This is a genomic window from Azonexus sp. MM2026_4 (assembly GCF_055901855.1).
In genome coordinates, this window is record NZ_CM148380.1 from 1,471,344 (window position 1) to 1,488,138 (window position 16,795).

At 65.0% G+C, this 16,795-nt stretch carries 17 protein-coding genes; all 17 read right to left on the reverse strand.

What is annotated here, in order from left to right; all coding sequences use genetic code 11:
- Positions 1–8: 8 nt before the first annotated feature.
- Positions 9–1,625, reverse strand: a complete 1,617-nt coding sequence (locus AC0KWY_RS06715; RefSeq protein ID WP_474028862.1) for an NAD+ synthase — start codon at positions 1,623–1,625, stop codon at positions 9–11.
- A 1-nt stretch (position 1,626) separates the two neighbouring features.
- Entirely contained in the window at positions 1,627–2,175 is a 549-nt protein-coding gene (gene ppa, locus AC0KWY_RS06720; RefSeq protein WP_474028863.1) for an inorganic diphosphatase, read from the reverse strand.
- Positions 2,176–2,238: 63 nt separating this feature from the next.
- Positions 2,239–3,024 (reverse strand): 3'-5' exonuclease, encoded by a 786-nt coding sequence (locus AC0KWY_RS06725; protein ID WP_474028864.1) that lies wholly within the window; start codon positions 3,022–3,024, stop codon positions 2,239–2,241.
- Positions 3,021–3,920 carry a cysteine synthase CysM gene (gene cysM, locus AC0KWY_RS06730; protein ID WP_474029706.1) on the reverse strand — a complete coding sequence of 300 codons (900 nt, stop codon included), beginning with the start codon at positions 3,918–3,920 and terminating at the stop codon, positions 3,021–3,023. Before cysM ends, AC0KWY_RS06725 begins: the two co-directional genes overlap by 4 nt.
- Positions 3,913–4,911 carry an ADP-glyceromanno-heptose 6-epimerase gene (gene rfaD / locus AC0KWY_RS06735; protein ID WP_474028865.1) on the reverse strand — a complete coding sequence of 333 codons (999 nt, stop codon included), beginning with the start codon at positions 4,909–4,911 and terminating at the stop codon, positions 3,913–3,915. Before rfaD ends, cysM begins: the two co-directional genes overlap by 8 nt.
- 10 nt (positions 4,912–4,921) lie before the next feature.
- Positions 4,922–5,848, reverse strand: a complete 927-nt coding sequence (rfaE1, locus tag AC0KWY_RS06740) for a D-glycero-beta-D-manno-heptose-7-phosphate kinase (protein WP_474028866.1) — start codon at positions 5,846–5,848, stop codon at positions 4,922–4,924.
- 7 nt (positions 5,849–5,855) lie between these two features.
- Positions 5,856–7,028 carry a lipopolysaccharide assembly protein LapB gene (lapB, locus tag AC0KWY_RS06745; protein ID WP_474028867.1) on the reverse strand — a complete coding sequence of 391 codons (1,173 nt, stop codon included), beginning with the start codon at positions 7,026–7,028 and terminating at the stop codon, positions 5,856–5,858.
- Complete coding sequence (locus AC0KWY_RS06750; RefSeq protein ID WP_474028868.1) at positions 7,025–7,309, reverse strand: LapA family protein; 285 nt, start codon at positions 7,307–7,309, stop codon at positions 7,025–7,027. Before AC0KWY_RS06750 ends, lapB begins: the two co-directional genes overlap by 4 nt.
- 67 nt (positions 7,310–7,376) lie before the next feature.
- Complete coding sequence (locus tag AC0KWY_RS06755) at positions 7,377–7,661, reverse strand: integration host factor subunit beta (protein ID WP_374328250.1); 285 nt, start codon at positions 7,659–7,661, stop codon at positions 7,377–7,379.
- 11 nt (positions 7,662–7,672) lie between these two features.
- Positions 7,673–9,349, reverse strand: coding sequence for a 30S ribosomal protein S1 (gene rpsA / locus AC0KWY_RS06760; RefSeq protein ID WP_474028869.1), 1,677 nt, complete (start codon positions 9,347–9,349; stop codon positions 7,673–7,675).
- 91 nt (positions 9,350–9,440) lie between these two features.
- Positions 9,441–11,372: a bifunctional 3-phosphoshikimate 1-carboxyvinyltransferase/cytidylate kinase gene (locus AC0KWY_RS06765; protein WP_474028870.1), complete on the reverse strand. Its 1,932-nt coding sequence runs from the start codon at positions 11,370–11,372 to the stop codon at positions 9,441–9,443.
- Between the two features lie 68 nt (positions 11,373–11,440).
- On the reverse strand, positions 11,441–11,989 hold the full coding sequence (gene rfbC / locus AC0KWY_RS06770; protein WP_474028871.1) for a dTDP-4-dehydrorhamnose 3,5-epimerase: 549 nt from the start codon (positions 11,987–11,989) through the stop codon (positions 11,441–11,443).
- Entirely contained in the window at positions 11,989–12,876 is an 888-nt protein-coding gene (rfbA, locus tag AC0KWY_RS06775) for a glucose-1-phosphate thymidylyltransferase RfbA (RefSeq protein WP_474028872.1), read from the reverse strand. The genes rfbC and rfbA overlap by 1 nt, the downstream gene beginning before the upstream one ends.
- A complete protein-coding gene (gene rfbB, locus AC0KWY_RS06780; protein WP_474028873.1) occupies positions 12,873–13,937 on the reverse strand; it encodes a dTDP-glucose 4,6-dehydratase in 1,065 nt (354 codons plus the stop codon). The genes rfbA and rfbB overlap by 4 nt, the downstream gene beginning before the upstream one ends.
- 46 nt (positions 13,938–13,983) lie before the next feature.
- Positions 13,984–14,817 carry a DNA ligase gene (locus AC0KWY_RS06785; RefSeq protein ID WP_474028874.1) on the reverse strand — a complete coding sequence of 278 codons (834 nt, stop codon included), beginning with the start codon at positions 14,815–14,817 and terminating at the stop codon, positions 13,984–13,986.
- 2 nt (positions 14,818–14,819) lie between these two features.
- Positions 14,820–15,698, reverse strand: a complete 879-nt coding sequence (locus AC0KWY_RS06790; protein ID WP_474028875.1) for a prephenate dehydrogenase — start codon at positions 15,696–15,698, stop codon at positions 14,820–14,822.
- Positions 15,699–16,787, reverse strand: a complete 1,089-nt coding sequence (hisC, locus tag AC0KWY_RS06795; protein ID WP_474028876.1) for a histidinol-phosphate transaminase — start codon at positions 16,785–16,787, stop codon at positions 15,699–15,701. It lies immediately after the preceding gene.
- Positions 16,788–16,795 lie beyond the last annotated feature (8 nt).

A 16,795-nucleotide genomic window follows, 5' to 3' on the forward strand; every position in this document is an offset into this window, starting at 1 on the left:
GTTGATGCTCAATATTCGTCAGCATAACGGTTGGTGATCGGATAGCGCCAGTCCTTGCCGAAACCGCGCGGCGTGATGCGGATGCCGACCGGCGCCTGGCGGCGCTTGTATTCGGCGATGCGCAACAGGCGAACGACGCGCCGGACATCGGCTTCGGGCAGGCCGGCGGCGATGATCTCGCGCGGGCTGCGGTCCTCTTCCATGTAGGCGCGGACGATGGCGTCGAGCACCTCGTATTCGGGCAGCGAATCCTGGTCCTTCTGGTCCGGCTTCAGCTCGGCTGACGGCGGGCGGACGATGATGTTCTCGGGGATCACCGGCGCGCCGCTGCACAGCGTGTTGCGGTAGCGTGACAGACGATAGACCAGGGTCTTGTAGACATCCTTGATCACCGCGAAGCCACCGGCCATGTCGCCGTACAGCGTGCAGTAGCCGACCGCCATCTCCGACTTGTTGCCGGTGGTCAGGACCAGCTTGCCGGTCTTGTTGGAGAGCGCCATCAGCAGGTTGCCGCGGATCCGCGCCTGGATGTTCTCTTCGGTGGTGTCGCTGGGCAGGCCGTCGAACAGCGGCGCCAGCATGGCTTCGTAAGTGGCCATCGCCGGCGCGATGGCGATCTCGTCGTAGCTGCAGCCCAACTGGCGAATCATCTCGCGCGAGTCGTCGAGGCTCATCTGCGCCGTGTAGGGCGACGGCATCATCACCGCGTGCACCTTGTCGGCGCCGAGCGCGTCGACGGCGACGCACAGCGTCAGCGCCGAATCGATGCCGCCGGAGAGGCCGATGATCGCGCCCTTGAAGCCGCTCTTGCCGATGTAGTCGCGCACGCCCATGACCAGCGCCGAGTAGGCCTCGGCTTCCAGCGACAGGGGTTCGACGAGGTCGGCGGAATGCAGGCGCGGCCCGTCGACCTCGACGATGCCGAGCGCTTCGGCGAACTGCGGCAGACGCATGGCGACCTGGCAACGGGCATCGAGGGCGAAGGAGCCGCCGTCGAAAACCAGTTCGTCCTGGCCGCCGACCAGATTGCAGTAGATGGCGGGAATGCCGGTGGCGGCAATCCGCTCGCCGAGCACCTCGGCGCGCTCCTGGTGCTTCTCCAGGTGGCAGGGCGAGGCGTTGAGCACCAGCACGACTTCCGCGCCGGCCTGGCAGGCAGCTTCGAAGGCGCCGGTTTCCCAGATGTCGGCACAGATGTTGATACCGCAGCGGACGCCGCCGAGTTCGACGACGCAGGCCTCGCGTCCGGCCTCGAAATAGCGCTTCTCGTCGAAGACGTCGTAGTTGGGCAGGCGCATCTTGCGGTAAACGGCAAGCGGGCGGCCGTTTTCGATGACCGTCGCGGCGTTGTAGCAGGCACCCTGATGTTCTTCGGGATGGCCGACGACCAGTGCAATCCCGTCCACACGGGCGGCCAGGTCGTCGAGCGCCCGCTGGCAGGCACGGTAGAAATCCGGGCGCAGCAGCAGGTCTTCCGGCGGATAGCCGCTCAACGCCAGTTCCGGCGTCAGCAGCACCTGCGCGCCGCGGGCCTTGGCCGCGGCGGCACAGGCGACGATGCGGTCGACGTTGCCGGTCAGGTCACCGACGACGGCGTTGAACTGGGCAACGGCGATACGCAGCATCTCAGTAGTTCGGCTTGTCTTTCGCGTCGTTGTAACGCTGGATGCCGGTCATGATTTCTTCGCGGGCGGCGTCGATGCCTTGCCAGCCATTGACCTTGACCCACTTGCCCGGCTCCAGGTCCTTGTAGTGCTCGAAGAAGTGCGCGATCTGCTGGCGCAGCAGTTCCGGCGTGTCTTCGTAGGTCTTGACGTCGTTGTACAGCGGGGTCAGCTTGGACACCGGCACGGCGAGCAGCTTGGCGTCTTCGCCGCCTTCGTCGGTCATCGACAGCTGGCCGAGCGGCCGGCAGCGGACGACAACGCCCGGCGGCAGCGGGAACGGGCTCATCACCAGCACGTCGACCGGATCGCCGTCGCCGGCGATGGTGTGCGGGATGTAGCCGTAGTTGCACGGATAGTGCATCGACGTGGACATGAAGCGATCGACGAAAATGGCGCCGCTTTCCTTGTCGACTTCGTACTTGACCGGGTCGGAATGGGCAGTGATCTCGATGATCACGTTGAAGTCGTCGGGGAGGGACTTGCCGGAGGGAACGTTGTTAAGAGCCATTGTTTTCTCTCTGCGTTGGGTTTGAAAAAAAGCTTCGCGATTATAGCTTGCTGCGCTGCGGGATCATTGCCAGGCGGCAAGAAACTCGCGCCAGTGCGGCGCGTCGATCCGGGCCAGTTGCGCCTTGACGAATTCCTGTTCGGCGCGCTCCTCGTCGGCGGTGAACTCGCCGCGCATGCGCCGGAAACGGTTGTAGACGAGGTAGGTATTGACCACGTCGGTCTCGCAGTAATCGCGGATGTCGGCCGCCTGCCCGGCCTGCCAGGCGTCCCAGACCTTGCTGCCGTCCATGCCGAGCTTGCCGGGGAAGCCGAACAGCTTGGCCAGTTCGTCGAGCGGCGCATTGGCGCGACCGTTGTACATCGCCAGCAGGTCCATCAGGTCGAGGTGACGGGTGTGGTAGCGGCTGATGTAGTTGTTCCACTTGAAGTCGCGCGAGTCGGCGTAGTCGCCGTCGCCCATGTCCCAGTAGCGCGGCGCCGCGACGCCGTGCAGCATGCCGCGGTAGTGCAGCACCGGCAGGTCGAAGCCGCCGCCGTTCCAGGAGACGATCTGCGGCGTGAATTTCTCGATGCCGTCGAAGAAGCGCTGGATGATCGCGCCTTCGTCGAGATCGGGCTCGGCCAGCGACCACACGCGGAAACCGTCGAGCGTGCGCAGCACGCAGGAAATGGCGACGATGCGCTGCAGGTGCAGCGGCAGGAAATCGCTGCCGTTCTTCGCCCGGCGCTGCTGGAAGGCGAGTTCGGCGACTTCGGCATCCGACAGTTCGCCCGGCAGCTCGTTGATCCGACGCAGGCCGGCAACGTCGGGAATGGTCTCGATGTCGAAGACGAGGACCGGCTTCATGCGGGGAAAACACCGGTCAACAGGTAGCGGTCGCCGCGGTCGCAAACGATCGAGACGATGGTCGCATGCTCCACCTGGGCGGCGATGCGCAGCGCCACGGCGAGCGCGCCGCCGGACGAGATGCCGGCGAAGATGCCTTCCTCGACGGCGAGCCGCCGGGTCATCGCCTCGGCGTCGGCCTGGCTGACGTATTCGATGCGGTCGACGTTGGTCGGCGCGTAGATCTTCGGCAGGTAGGCTTCCGGCCACTTACGGATGCCGGGAATCTGGCTGCCCTCTTCCGGCTGGCAGCCGACGATGGTGATCGCCGGGTTCATTTCCTTGAGGTAGCGGCTGGTGCCCATGATGGTGCCGGTGGTGCCCATGCTGGAAACGAAATGGGTGATGCGCCCGCCGGTGTCGCGCCAGATTTCCGGGCCTGTGCCTTCGTAGTGGGCAACCGGGTTGTCCGGGTTGGCGAACTGGTCGAGGATGATGCCCTTGCCTTCGTCGCGCATCCGTTCGGCGACGTCGCGACACAGTTCCATGCCGCCGTCCTTGGGCGTCAGCACCAGTTCGGCGCCGTAGGCGCGCATGCTCTGGCGACGCTCGATGCTCTGGTTCTCGGGCATCACCAGGATCATCCTGTAGCCCTTGATCGCCGCCGCCATGGCCAGCGCGATGCCGGTGTTGCCGGAAGTCGCCTCGATCAGCGTGTCGCCCGGCTTGATGTCGCCGCGCGCTTCGGCGCGCTGGATCATCGACAGCGCCGGGCGATCCTTGACCGAACCGGCCGGGTTGTTGCCTTCGAGCTTGGCCAGGATGACATTGCCGCGCGCCTCGTTGATGGCGCCGGGAATGCGCTGCAGGCGAACCAGCGGCGTGTTTCCGACAAAATCCTGCAGGGTTTTATACATGGGCATGCAACCAGTCGATGTATTGGGAAACGCCCTCCTCGACCGTCGCCATCGGCGCTTCGTAGCCGGCGTCGCGCAGCTTCGTCAGATCGGCTTGCGTGAATGCCTGGTACTTGCCCTTCAACGCCTCGGGGAAGGCGATGTATTCGAGCAAGCCCTGTGCCCGCAGCTCCTCGAGCGCCAGCGGTGCCTCCGATTTTGCTTTGCGGCAACCGTTGACGGCGGCCACGGCGACATCGTTGAAGCTCTGGGCGCGGCCGGAGCCGAGGTTGAAGATGCCGGATTTTTCGGGATGGTCGAGGAAAAACAGATTCACTTTGGCGACGTCGCCGACGAAGACGAAATCGCGCATCTGACCGCCGTCCGGGTAGCCGTGCGAGCCCTCGAACAGCTTGACCTTGCCGTCGGCGCGGAACTGGTTGAAGTTGTGGAAGGCGACCGAGGCCATCCGCCCCTTGTGGTTCTCGCGCGGGCCGTAGACGTTGAAGTAGCGGAAGCCGACGATCTGCGACGACGGCTGCTGCGCCAGACGCTGGCGGACCACCTGGTCGAACAGGAACTTCGAGTAACCGTAGACGTTGAGCGGCCCCTCGTACTGGCGCTCTTCCTTGAACACGCTGGAAGCGCCGTAGGTCGCCGCCGACGAGGCGTAGAGAAACTGCACGTCCTGGTCGAGGCACCAGTCGAGCAGGATGCTGGAGTAACGGAAGTTGTTCTCCATCATGTAGCGGCCGTCGGTTTCCATGGTGTCGGAACAGGCGCCCTCGTGGAAGATGGCGTCGACCTCGCCGTCGAAATGGCCGGCCTGGATGCGGGCGATGAAGTCCTGCTTGTCGATGTAGTCGGCGATCTCGCAATCGAGCAGGTTCTTGAACTTTTCCGCCTTGCTCAGGTTGTCGACGGCGATGATCCTGGTCACGCCGCGCTCGTTCAAAGCCTTGACGATGTTCGAACCGATAAACCCGGCGGCGCCGGTGACGATGGTGTACATGTTCTCTCCTTTACAGGGCACCCGCGATTTCGTCGCGGGTGACGACGGCGGTGCCGAGCTTGCCGACGACGATGCCGGCGGCGACGTTGGCGATGCGGATGGCCTCGGCCCAGTCGGCACCGGCGGCAAGCATGACGGCCAGGGTGGCGATGACGGTGTCGCCGGCGCCGGAAACGTCGAAGACTTCGCGCGCCTGCGCCGCCTGGTGGAAGGTCTGGCCATCTGCGAAGAGGGTCATGCCCTCCTCGCTGCGGGTGACCAGCAAGGCCTCCAGGCCGAGTTCGCCGCGCAGCTTCTCGGCCTTGGCGAACAGCACGTCTTCCCCAGACCAGCGGCCGACGACGTCGCGCAGCTCGGAACGGTTCGGGGTGATCACCGTCGCCCCGGCGTACTTGGCCCACTCGTCGCCCTTCGGATCGACCAGCACCGGCTTGGCGGCGGCACGGGCAAGGCGGATCATCTCGGCAATGTGGGTGAGACCGCCCTTGCCGTAGTCGGACAGGATGACGATGTCGCAATCGGCAAGGCGACGCTCGTATTCGGCGAGCTTGGCGTCAAGAACTTCGTGCGACGGTGCGGTCTCGAAGTCGATGCGCAGCAGTTGCTGCTGACGACCGATGACGCGCAGCTTGACCGTGGTGTCGATCTGGCGGTCGATCTTGAGGTCGGCCGCGATGTCGCTGTCGCCAAGCAGGCGGGACAAGGCCCGGCCGGCATCGTCGTCGCCGACCACCGAAAGCAGGGTCGTCCGCGCGCCGAGCGAGGCGGCATTGCGGGCGACGTTGGCGGCACCGCCGAGGCGCTCTTCCATACGCTCGACCTTGACCACCGGCACCGGCGCCTCCGGTGAAATCCGGCTGACTTCGCCGAACCAGTAGCGGTCCAGCATGACGTCGCCGACGACGAGCAGGCGCACCTGCGAGAGTTTTTCCAGCATCGAAGTCCTACAGGGATTGATCGAATTCCTCGCTGCGCCGCGGCGGGCTGGTCTCCCAACCGCCGCAGGCCGGGCAACGCCAGTAGAACTGACGCGCCTTGAAGCCGCAATTATTGCACCGATAGCGCGACAGGCGCCGGGTATAGCCCTGGACGATGGTCTTGCCCAGTTCCAGGTCGCCGCGCACTTCCGGCGACGCCAGCGGCAGACGGGCGGCGATCAGCCGCTCGAGGCCGACCAGCGTCGGGTTGCGCTGCAGTTCGGCGCGCACCAGGCGATAGGCCGCCTCGTTGCCCTCGTTTTCCAGGACCAGCTGGTAGACGACTTCGAGCAGGTCGATCGACGGATAGTGTTCGAGATAACCGCGCAGCAGGGCTACCCCGGCATCGAGCCGGGACAGCTTGCGGTAGGCATCGAGCAGGCGCTGGGCGACCAGCGACAGATAGGCGGGATCCTGCTGCTCGATCGCCTGCCAGACGTCGATCGCTTCCGCCGCCTTGCCCTCCTGGGCAAACAGGTCGCCGAGCAGGATGCTGGCGCGCACGCACTTGCGGTTCTCCTGGATCGCCACCTCGAGATACTGGCGCGCCGAGTCGTGGCGCGAACGCATGATCTCGCCCGCCGCCAGCTCGCAGTAGTATTCGGCGATGTCCTTGTGCGTCGCGACGTCGGGCAGTTCGCGGGCGATTTCGATCGCCTTCTGCCACTCCTTGCCGACCTGGTAGATCTCGAGCAGCGAACGCTTGGCGTCGGCCTCGCGGGCGGTACCCAGCAGCTTGTTGAAAATATCTTCGGCGCGGTCGAGCAGGCCGGCCTTGAGGAAGTCCTGACCGAGTTCGACCATCGCCTGCAGGCGGTGCTTGTCTTCGACGTCCGGCAGTTCCAGCAGGTTCTGGTGCATGCGGATCGCCCGCTCGGTCTCGCCGCGCCGGCGAAACAGGTTGCCGAGCGCGAAATGCAGCTCGACGGTCTGCGAATCGACCTTGGCGACTTCTAGGAAGGAATCGATGGCCTTGTCCGGCTGCTCGTTGAGCAGGAAGTTCAGGCCCTTGAAATAGGAACGCGGCAAGGTCCGCGACTCGTGCACGACCTGCCGCATGTCCACGCGGGCGGCAGCCCAGCCCATGGCAAAAAACACCGGGACCAGCAGCAACTGCCAGTATTCGAACAGTTCATTCATTGTTGCGGCGCAGGCAGATCCGGCAGCGGCGGCTGCTCGACCTTGAGCAGGGCGCGTTTGAGACGGGTGATTTCGCGTCGCTGGCGGAACACCGTGCCGACCAGGGAGAGCAGGCCAAGCAAGGCCCCTCCACCGAAGAAGACCAGCAACACGATGACCAGCGGCGCCTGCCACTGGTAGTCGAGCGCCAGGCTCAGGGTGACCGGCGCCGTATTCTGGACGGCAAAGACCACCAGGAAAGCGAAGATGATGAAACGCAGGAACCAGGTCAGGGCTGTCATGACATTCAATGAAAAGGGGCAGTGAAACTCACTGCCCCGAATCTACCACATTGGGCCAAGCCCGGCTTCAGATCGACTGATCGACCCGTTCGCGCAGTTCCTTGCCGGCCTTGAAGTGGGGAACCCACTTCGCCGGCACACTGACCTTGTCCCCGGATTTCGGGTTACGTCCAACGCGCGGCGGCCGGTAGTTGAGCGCGAAGCTGCCAAATCCGCGGATCTCGATGCGATCGCCGCGCACCAGCGCTTCGGACATCGCATCGAGAATCATCTTGACTGCGAAATCGGCATCCTTCGCCACCAACTGCGGAAAACGCTCCGCCAGCCGGACGATGAGCTCGGATTTGGTCATGTCGCAGCCTATCAGCCTTGCTGGTTCAGCTTGGCCTTGAGCAGCGCACCCAGGTTGGTCGTACCGGTCGCAGCGGAAGTGTCGGCAGAGAACTTCTGCATCGCTTCGTGCTGTTCGGCTTGATCCTTGGCCTTGATCGACAGGTTGATGCCGCGGGTCTTGCGATCGACGTTGATGATCATCGCTTCGACCTCGTCACCGACCTTCAGATGCTGCGACAGGTCTTCGGTACGCTCGCGGGAGAACTCCGAGGCACGCAGGTAGGCTTCGTTTTCGCCATCCAGCGTGACCACGGCGCCACGGGCGTCGACCGTCTTGACGATACCGCGCACGATGCTGTTCTTCTCGTGAGTGGCGATGAAGTTGGCGTACGGATCACCGTCGAGCTGCTTGATGCCCAGGGAGATGCGCTCTTTCTCGACGTCGATGCCGAGCACGACGGCCTCGACTTCGTCGCCCTTCTTGAAGTTGCGGATCGCTTCTTCGCCGGTCGCCGACCAGGACAGGTCGGACAGGTGAACCAGGCCGTCGATGCCACCGGGCAGGCCGATGAAGATACCGAAGTCGGTGATCGACTTGATACCGCCCCTGACCTTGTCGCCCTTCTTGTGGTTCATCGCGAACTCGTCCCACGGGTTCGCCTGGCACTGCTTCATGCCCAGCGAAATACGACGGCGTTCTTCGTCGATTTCGAGGATCATGACTTCGACTTCGTCGCCGAGGGAAACGACCTTGGACGGATGAACGTTCTTGTTGGTCCAGTCCATTTCGGAGACGTGCACCAGGCCTTCGATGCCCTGTTCGATTTCGACGAAAGCGCCGTAGTCGGTCAGGTTGGTGACCTTGCCGAACAGGCGGGTACCGGCCGGGTAGCGACGGGCAATGCCGACCCACGGATCGTCGCCCAGTTGCTTCATGCCCAGCGAGACGCGGTTCTTCTCGGCGTCGAACTTGAGGATCTTGGCGGTAACTTCGTCACCGACGTTGAGCACTTCGCTCGGGTGACGGACGCGGCGCCAGGCCAGGTTGGTGATGTGCAGCAGGCCATCGATGCCGCCCAGGTTGACGAATGCGCCGTAGTCGGTGATGTTCTTGACGACGCCCTTGACGGTAGCGCCTTCCTTGAGGTTCTCCATCAGCTTTTCGCGATCCTTGTCGGCGGTCGCTTCGAGGACGGCACGACGGGACAGGACGACGTTGTTGCGCTTGCGGTCAAGCTTGATGACCTTGAACTCCATGGTCTTGCCTTCGTACGGCGTGGTGTCCTTGACCGGACGCATGTTGACCAGCGAGCCCGGGAGGAAGGCACGGACGCCGTTGGACATGACGGTGAGACCACCCTTGACCTTGCCGGTGATGGTGCCGGAAACCAGGGCACCGTCGTTGAGGGCTTGCTCGAGGAAGTTCCAGGAGGCGATGCGCTTGGCGCGATCGCGGGAAAGACGGGTCGAACCGTAGCCGTCTTCCAGCATTTCAATGGCGACCTGGACGAAATCGCCGACGGCGACTTCAACTTCACCCTGGTCGTTGAGGAATTCTTCTACGGGAACGTAGGATTCGGATTTCAGGCCGGCATTGACCACAACGAAATTGTGATCGATGAGCACCACTTCTGCAGTGATGACTTCGCCTTGACGCATTTCCTGGCGAGCCAGGGATTCTTCAAAAAGTTGAGCAAAAGATTCCATTACGGAGCGAGTTCCTTGCCACGAGCCACAAAGCCCACAGCGGGTTGAGGTGAAAAACAAGTTGCCGACCGGCATGGCCGGCAACGCCGTACTACGAGTTTGCTTCCGCGTACCAGTCGAGCACCTGTTTCACCGCCTGTTCGATGGTGAGATGGGTGGTTTCCAGCAGCCTGGCATCCGCCTCCTGCCTGAGTGGCGCCACGCTGCGCTGCGAATCGCGCGCGTCACGTTGCTGCAGGTCCGACAGAAGGTCCGGGAGATTAGCAGAGAAACCTTTTTCGATCAACTGCTTATAGCGCCGTTCAGCGCGCGCCTCGGCAGTGGCGGTAAGGAATATCTTGAGCGGCGCCCGCGGGAAGACCACCGAGCCCATGTCGCGACCGTCGCCGACCAGGCCGGGCGCAGTGTTGAAAGCGCGCTGGCGGAACAGCAGCGCTTCGCGCACAGCCGGCAAGGCCGCGACTTTCGAGGCGCCGGCCGAAATGACTTCGGTGCGGATGGCGTCGCCAACCAGCACGCCGGCCAGGCGGATGTCATCGCCAGTGAAGACGACGTCGAGCCTCGCGGCGACGTCGGCAACGCCGGCTTCGTCGTCCCAGGCGACGTTCGCCCGCTGCGCGGCGAGCGCGGTCAGCCGGTAGAGCGCGCCGGAGTCGAGGTAGGCAAAACCCAACGCGGCGGCAACGCGCGACGCCACCGTCCCCTTGCCGGAAGCCGACGGGCCGTCGATGGCGATCACCGGCGCCGCCCGAGTCACTGCAGCGAAGCGCGCGAAGTAATCGGGGAAGGTCTTGGCGACGCAGTTCGGATCGTTGATGCGCAGCGGCGTCGCGAAGGCGGCGAGCGAGAAGCACATCGCCATGCGGTGATCGTCATAGGTATCGATCGCCGCGGGTCTGACGGTCAACGGCGTGATTCTGATGAAATCGGCGCCCTCCTCGACTTCGGCGCCAAGCTTCCTCAGCTCGGTCGCCATCGCCGCGATGCGGTCGGTTTCCTTGACCCGCCAACTGGCGATGTTGCGCAGCGTGGTTGTTCCCCGGGCAAACAGCGCGGCGGTGGCCAGCGTCATCGCCGCATCGGGAATGTGGTTGCAATCGAGATCGACGGCGACCAGGCCGCCCTGCGGCGCGCGTGCAGTCATCCAGTTCGGCCCGGTTTCGATGATGGCGCCCATCTGCGCCAGCGCTTCGGCAAATTTCACGTCGCCCTGGATCGAATCGGCACCCACGCCCTCAACGCGCAGCGGCCCGCCGCCAATGGCGCCGAGGGCCAGGAAATAGGACGCCGACGAGGCATCGCCCTCGACATACACCGTACCCGGCGACACGTAGCGGCTGCCGGCCTTGACGGTGAAGCGCTGCCAGCCGTCGCGCTCGACGACGACGCCGAAGCGGGCCATGGTCGCCAGCGTGATCTCGATGTAGGGCTTGGAGATCAGCTCGCCGACGACCTCGACCGTGACCGTCTCGCCAGTCAGCGGCAGGGCCATCAGCAGGCCGGTCAGGAACTGGCTGGAGACGTCGCCGCGCACCTTGACCGCGCCGTCCGGACGGATCGTCGCCGGCTTCAACTGCAGCGGCGGATAGCCGTCGTTGCCGAGGTAGGTGACGTCAGCGCCGAGCTGGCGCAGGCCGTCGACCAGGTCGCCAATCGGCCGCTCATGCATGCGGGCGACGCCCTTCAATACATAGTCGCCGCCGGCCAGCGCCAGCGCCGCGGTAAGTGGGCGGAAGGCAGTGCCAGCGTTGCCGAGAAAGAGTTCCGCCTGGCGGACCGGGAAACGACCGCCGCAACCGGCGATCTTCCAGGCTTCGCCGCCCAGCGACGTGACGCCGACGCCAAGCGTCTGCAGGGCTTCCAGCATGCGCTCGGTGTCATCGGAAGCCAGGAGGTCGCGCACCTCGGTCTCGCCCTCGGCGAGCGCAGCGAGCAGCAGGACGCGGTTGGAAATGCTCTTCGAACCGGGCAGGCGGACGCTGCCGGCGGCGGAAAGCAGTTGGGGAAGGTCGAGGAATTCCATGGCGAACCTGGCGGGGTGAAAAATGCGCCAGTTTACCCGGGGACCGTCAAAGTCCGAAGCCCCCGCCCTCAGAAAGCCTTTTCGGCCTCGGCAAAGCCCGGCGCCGCGGCGTCCTTGGCCGACAGTTGCGGTTCCCGGCTGTAGCCCCATTCGATGGCCAGCGCCGGATCGTTCCAGCGGATGCAGCGCTCGTACTCGGGCGCATAGTAGTCGGTGGTCTTGTAGAGGAACTCCGCGGTTTCGCTCAGGGTCACGAAACCGTGGGCGAAGCCCGGCGGTATCCACATCTGCCGCTTGTTGGCGGCGGACAGCAGGGCACCGGCCCAGTGGCCGTAGGTCGCCGAGGTGCGGCGCAGATCGACCGCGACGTCGAAAACCTCGCCTTCGACGACGCGCACCAGCTTGCCCTGGGCTTTCGGCGGCAGCTGGTAATGCAGGCCGCGCAGCACACCGCGCCGGCTTTTCGAGTGGTTGTCCTGAACGAAATCGACGTGCTCGCCGACCACTTCGTCGAAGGCGCGCTGATTGAAACTCTCGAAAAAGAAACCGCGCTCGTCGCCGAAGACGCGCGGTTCGAGCAGCAGCACGCCGGGCAGCAAAGTGGAGACGAGTTGCATCAGAACCTCCGCTCGCCGAGCAGGCCGATCAGGTACTGGCCGTAGGGATTCTTGAGCATCGGCTGCGCCAGTTTTTCCAGTTGCGCCGCATCGACCCAGCCCTTGCGGAAGGCGATTTCCTCGGGACAGGCGATCTTCAGCCCCTGGCGTTTCTCGATCGTGGCGATGAACTGGCTGGCGTCGAGCAGGCTTTCGTGGGTGCCGGTATCGAGCCAGGCGTGGCCGCGGCCCATGACCTGGACGCTGAGCTGGTCGCGTTCGAGGTAGAGGCGGTTGATGTCGGTGATTTCCAGTTCGCCGCGCGCCGACGGCTTGAGGTCGCGCGCCATGTCGAGCACCTGGTTGTCGTAGAAGTAGAGGCCGGTGACCGCGTAATTCGATTTGGGCTGTTTCGGCTTTTCCTCGAGGCTGACCGCCCGGCCCGCCGCGTCGAATTCGACGACGCCGTAACGCTCCGGATCATGCACGTGATAGGCGAAGACGGTCGCCCCCGAAGGCTGCGCGCCGGCAGCGGCGAGGTCGTTGGCGAACTCGTGGCCGTAGAAGATGTTGTCGCCGAGCACCAGCGCTGAATCGCCGCCGCCGATGAAGTCGCGGCCGATGATGAAGGCCTGCGCCAGGCCGTCCGGGCTGGGTTGCACCGCGTATTGCAGGTTCAGCCCCCACTGGCTGCCGTCGCCGAGCAGTTGCTGGAAGCGCGGCGTGTCCTGCGGCGTCGAGATGACCAGGATGTCGCGGATGCCGGCGAGCATCAGCGTGCTCAGCGGATAGTAGATCATCGGCTTGTCGTGAATCGGCAGCAGTTGCTTGGAAACCGCCAGCGTCACCGGGTAGAGCCGGGTGCCGGAACCGCCGGCGAGGATGATGCCCTTGCGCTGCTGACTCATGCGTTTTCTCCGTAATGCTTGCCCAGCCACTGCTTGTACGCACCGCTGGTGACGTTCTGCACCCAGGCCGGGTTGTCCAGGTACCACTGCACCGTCTTGCGGATGCCGGTGGCGAAGGTTTCGGCCGGTTTCCAGCCCAGCTCGCGCTCCAGCTTCGTCGCATCGATCGCGTAGCGGCGGTCGTGGCCGGGGCGGTCGCTGACGAAAGTGATCTGCGTCCGGTAGGACTGGCCATCGGCGCGCGGGCGCAGTTCGTCGAGCATGTCGCACAAGGTATGCACGACCTCGAGGTTGGTTTTCTCGTTCCAGCCACCAACGTTGTAGGTTTCGCCAAGGCGGCCGGCTTCCAGGACGCGCCGGATCGCGCAGCAATGGTCCTTGACGTAGAGCCAGTCGCGGATCTGGCGGCCGTCGCCGTAGATCGGCAGCGGCTTGCCGGCGAGCGCGTTGTGGATAACCAGCGGGATCAGCTTTTCCGGGAAATGGTAGGGACCGTAGTTGTTCGAGCAGTTGGTGGTCAGCACCGGCAGGCCGTAGGTGTGATGATAGGCGCGCACCAGATGGTCGGAGGCTGCCTTGCTCGCTGAGTACGGGCTGTTCGGCTCGTAACGGTTGGTCTCGGTGAAGGCCGGATCGTCGCTGGCGAGCGAGCCATAGACTTCGTCGGTCGACACGTGCAGGAAGCGGAAGGCCGTCTTTTCCTCCGCGCCCAGTCCGCCGAAATGGGCGCGCACCGCCTCCAGCAGGCGGAAAGTACCGACGATGTTGGTCTGGATGAAATCCTCCGGACCGTGGATGCTGCGATCGACGTGCGATTCGGCAGCAAAATTGACCACCGCCCGCGGCTTGTGCTCGGCCAGCAGCTTGGCAACTAGGTCAAAGTCGCCGATCCCGCCGCGAACGAACACATGCGCCGGATTCCCGTCGAGCGCCACCAGGTTTTCCAGGTTGCCCGCATAAGTCAGGGCATCAAGATTGATGACCGGTTCGTCGCTTTGCGCGCACCAGTCAAGAACGAAATTACTGCCGATGAAACCGGCGCCGCCAGTGACGAGGATCATGCTTATCGCTGTTCAGTAAAAAGGGAGATTTTAACTCAGGCCGCAGTCATTCCTGACGCAGGCGCAGGAAACTGGCGAAGCGCGGCAGCCCTTTTCCGGTCAGCTCGCGGTAGCGGTAGGTGACGACGCTGCCGATCGGCGGCGGATTCCGGCGTTGCGCATCGGAAAAACCGGTGCCGAGACGGAATTCGCGACCGTCTGCCAGGCGCACGCGCAAGGCGCCGAGCTGCCCGGCGTACTTGCCCTTGCCCGGCAGGTGGGCAATGACGACGGCCTCGGCGTCGAGCCAGGGCTTGAGCTTGAGCAGCGTATCGGAACGGCCGGTTTCGCCGGGCGCGTCGGCGCGATGCAGCATCAGGCCTTCACCGCCGGCCTTGACGGTTTGCGCCAGCCGCTGGCGCAGCGCTTCCCGGCTGGCCAGCGTTGCCTGCGCCACTTCGACCAGCCAGGGCAAGGCCGCGGCAGCGACGATTGCACGGATGCGCCCGGCCCGCTCGGCAAAAGTCCCCGGCGCCCCGGGCAGTTCGAAGATCATGTAGCGGACCTCCCGCCACTCGGCATCGACCGGCTGTTCGCGGCGGACGATGCCGGAGAGGCGCTCGAACTGGCCACGGCCCAGCCACAACTCGCCGTCCATCGGCGTTTTCGGCAGGGCATCGGTGAACCAGGCCGGCGCATTGACCCGGTTGCCGCTGCGAAAACGCAGCGTCTCGCCGTCCCAGACGGCGCGCACGCCGTCGAGCTTCTCGCTGACCAGATAGGCGGCGGGGTCGATGTCGTCGCGATAGACGTTGGCCAGCAGGAGTTCCGGCGGCGCCGCGGCGAGCGGCAGGGCAAGCAGCAGCGCGAGCCCGCAGAGCAGCGCGCGCAGCCGCCGCACGTTCAGCTTCCCGCCCACTCCCGGCGCGCCTGGCGGGCGATGCCGAAGACGTCTTCGAGACGCTCGCCGTCGGCGCGGGCCAGCGCGTCGCGCAACTCGTCGAGCTGGGCGCGATAACTGTCGAGTTCGCCGAGCAGCGCCTCGCGGTTGGCGAGGCAGATGTCGCGCCACATTTCCGGGTGACTGGCGGCGATCCGCGTGAAGTCGCGGAAGCCGGAGGCGGCGAAGGTGAAGAACAGCTCGGCGTCGTCGCGCACCGCCAGGTCATGGACCAGGGCGAAGGACAGGAGGTGCGGCAGGTGGCTGACGGCGGCGAAGACGCGGTCGTGCATTTCCGGCGTCAGCTCGTAGATGTCGGCGCCGCACAGCGCCCAGGCGCGCTTGACGCGGTCGAGGCGCTCGTCGTTGTTCTCGGGCAGCGGCGTGACGACGACCTTCTTGCCCTGATAGAGGTCTTGCCGGGCGGCCGACGGCCCGCTGTTCTCAGCGCCGGCAATCGGATGCGCCGGCACGAACTTGCCGATGTGGCCGCGGAAGGCGGCGCGCGCCGCGGCGACGACGTCGCCCTTGGTCGAACCGCCGTCGGTGACGATGGTGTTCGGCCCGAGATAAGGCGCGATGCGGGCGAAGATTTCCGGCATCTGCGCCACCGGCGTCGCTACCAGCACGATGTCGGCGTCGCCGATCTCGTGCGCCGGGTTGATCCCGGCGCGGTCGATGACGCCCAGTTCCTGCGCCACGCGCAAGGTCAACGGGGTGCGGCCGAAGCCGACCACCTCCTCGACGGCGCCGGCCGCCTTGAGGCCGAGCGCGAAGGAACCGCCGATCAGGCCGGTACCGAAGACGACGATCTTGCCGAACTCGGGCTGGCCGGCGTCCATTTACAGGGCCTTTTCCAGCGCCGCGATGAAGCGCGCGTTCTCGGCTTCGCTGCCGATCGTCACGCGCAGCCACTCGGGCATGCCGTAGCCGCCGATCGGCCGGACGATGACGCCCTGCTGCAGCAGCTTCTGGTTCACCGCGGCGGCATCGCCGGCCTTGAAGGTGACGAAGTTGCCGTAGGACGGGATGTAGGCCAGGCCGAGTTTTTCCAGCGCGCCAACAATCTGCGCCATGCCGCGCCGGTTGAGCTCGTAGCTGGCTTGCAGGAATTCGTCGTCGTCGAGCGCGGCGAGCGCGCCGGCGAGCGCCAGGTTGTTGACGTTGAACGGCTGGCGGACGCGGTTCATCAGGTCGGCGACGGCCGCCGAAGTGACGCCGTAGCCGATGCGCAGCCCAGCCAGGCCGTAGATCTTGGAGAAGGTGCGGCAGACCACCAGGTTCGGGAATTCGGCGACCCAGGCGGCGGTATCGACGCGCGCTTCGGGCGGGATGTACTCGTTATAGGCTTCGTCGAGGACGACGACGACATCGGCTGGCACCTTTTCCAGGAAGGCGCGCACTTCCGGATAGGGCAGGAAGTTGCCGGTCGGGTTGTTCGGGTTGGCGATCCAGACGACGCGGGTGTCCGGACGGATCGCGGCGAGCATCGCCTCGAGGTCGTGGCCGAAATCCTTCGCCGGCACGCAGATCAGCTCGCCGCCAATCGACAGCGTGGCCAGCGGATAGACGGCGAAAGCATGCTGGGCGAACACCGCCGAACGGCCCTGGGCGAGAAAGGCGCGGGCAACCAGGTCGAGCACGTCGTTCGAGCCGTTACCAAGCACCACCTGGTTCTGCGCGACGCCGCAGCGTGCCGCCAGCTTGGCGATCAGCTCGAACTGGTCCGGATAGCGCTCGACGCCGGCAAGCGCCGCTTCCACCGCCTGCCTGGCCTGCGGGCTCATGCCGAGCGGGTTCTCGTTGGAGGCGAGCTTGACGATGCTATCCACCGGAATGCCCATCTCGCGGGCCAGTTCGGTGATCGGCTTGCCCGGCTGGTAGGGCGAGATGGCGCGGACGTAGGCGAGGGCTTGTTCGGTGAGGGACATCGGGATTC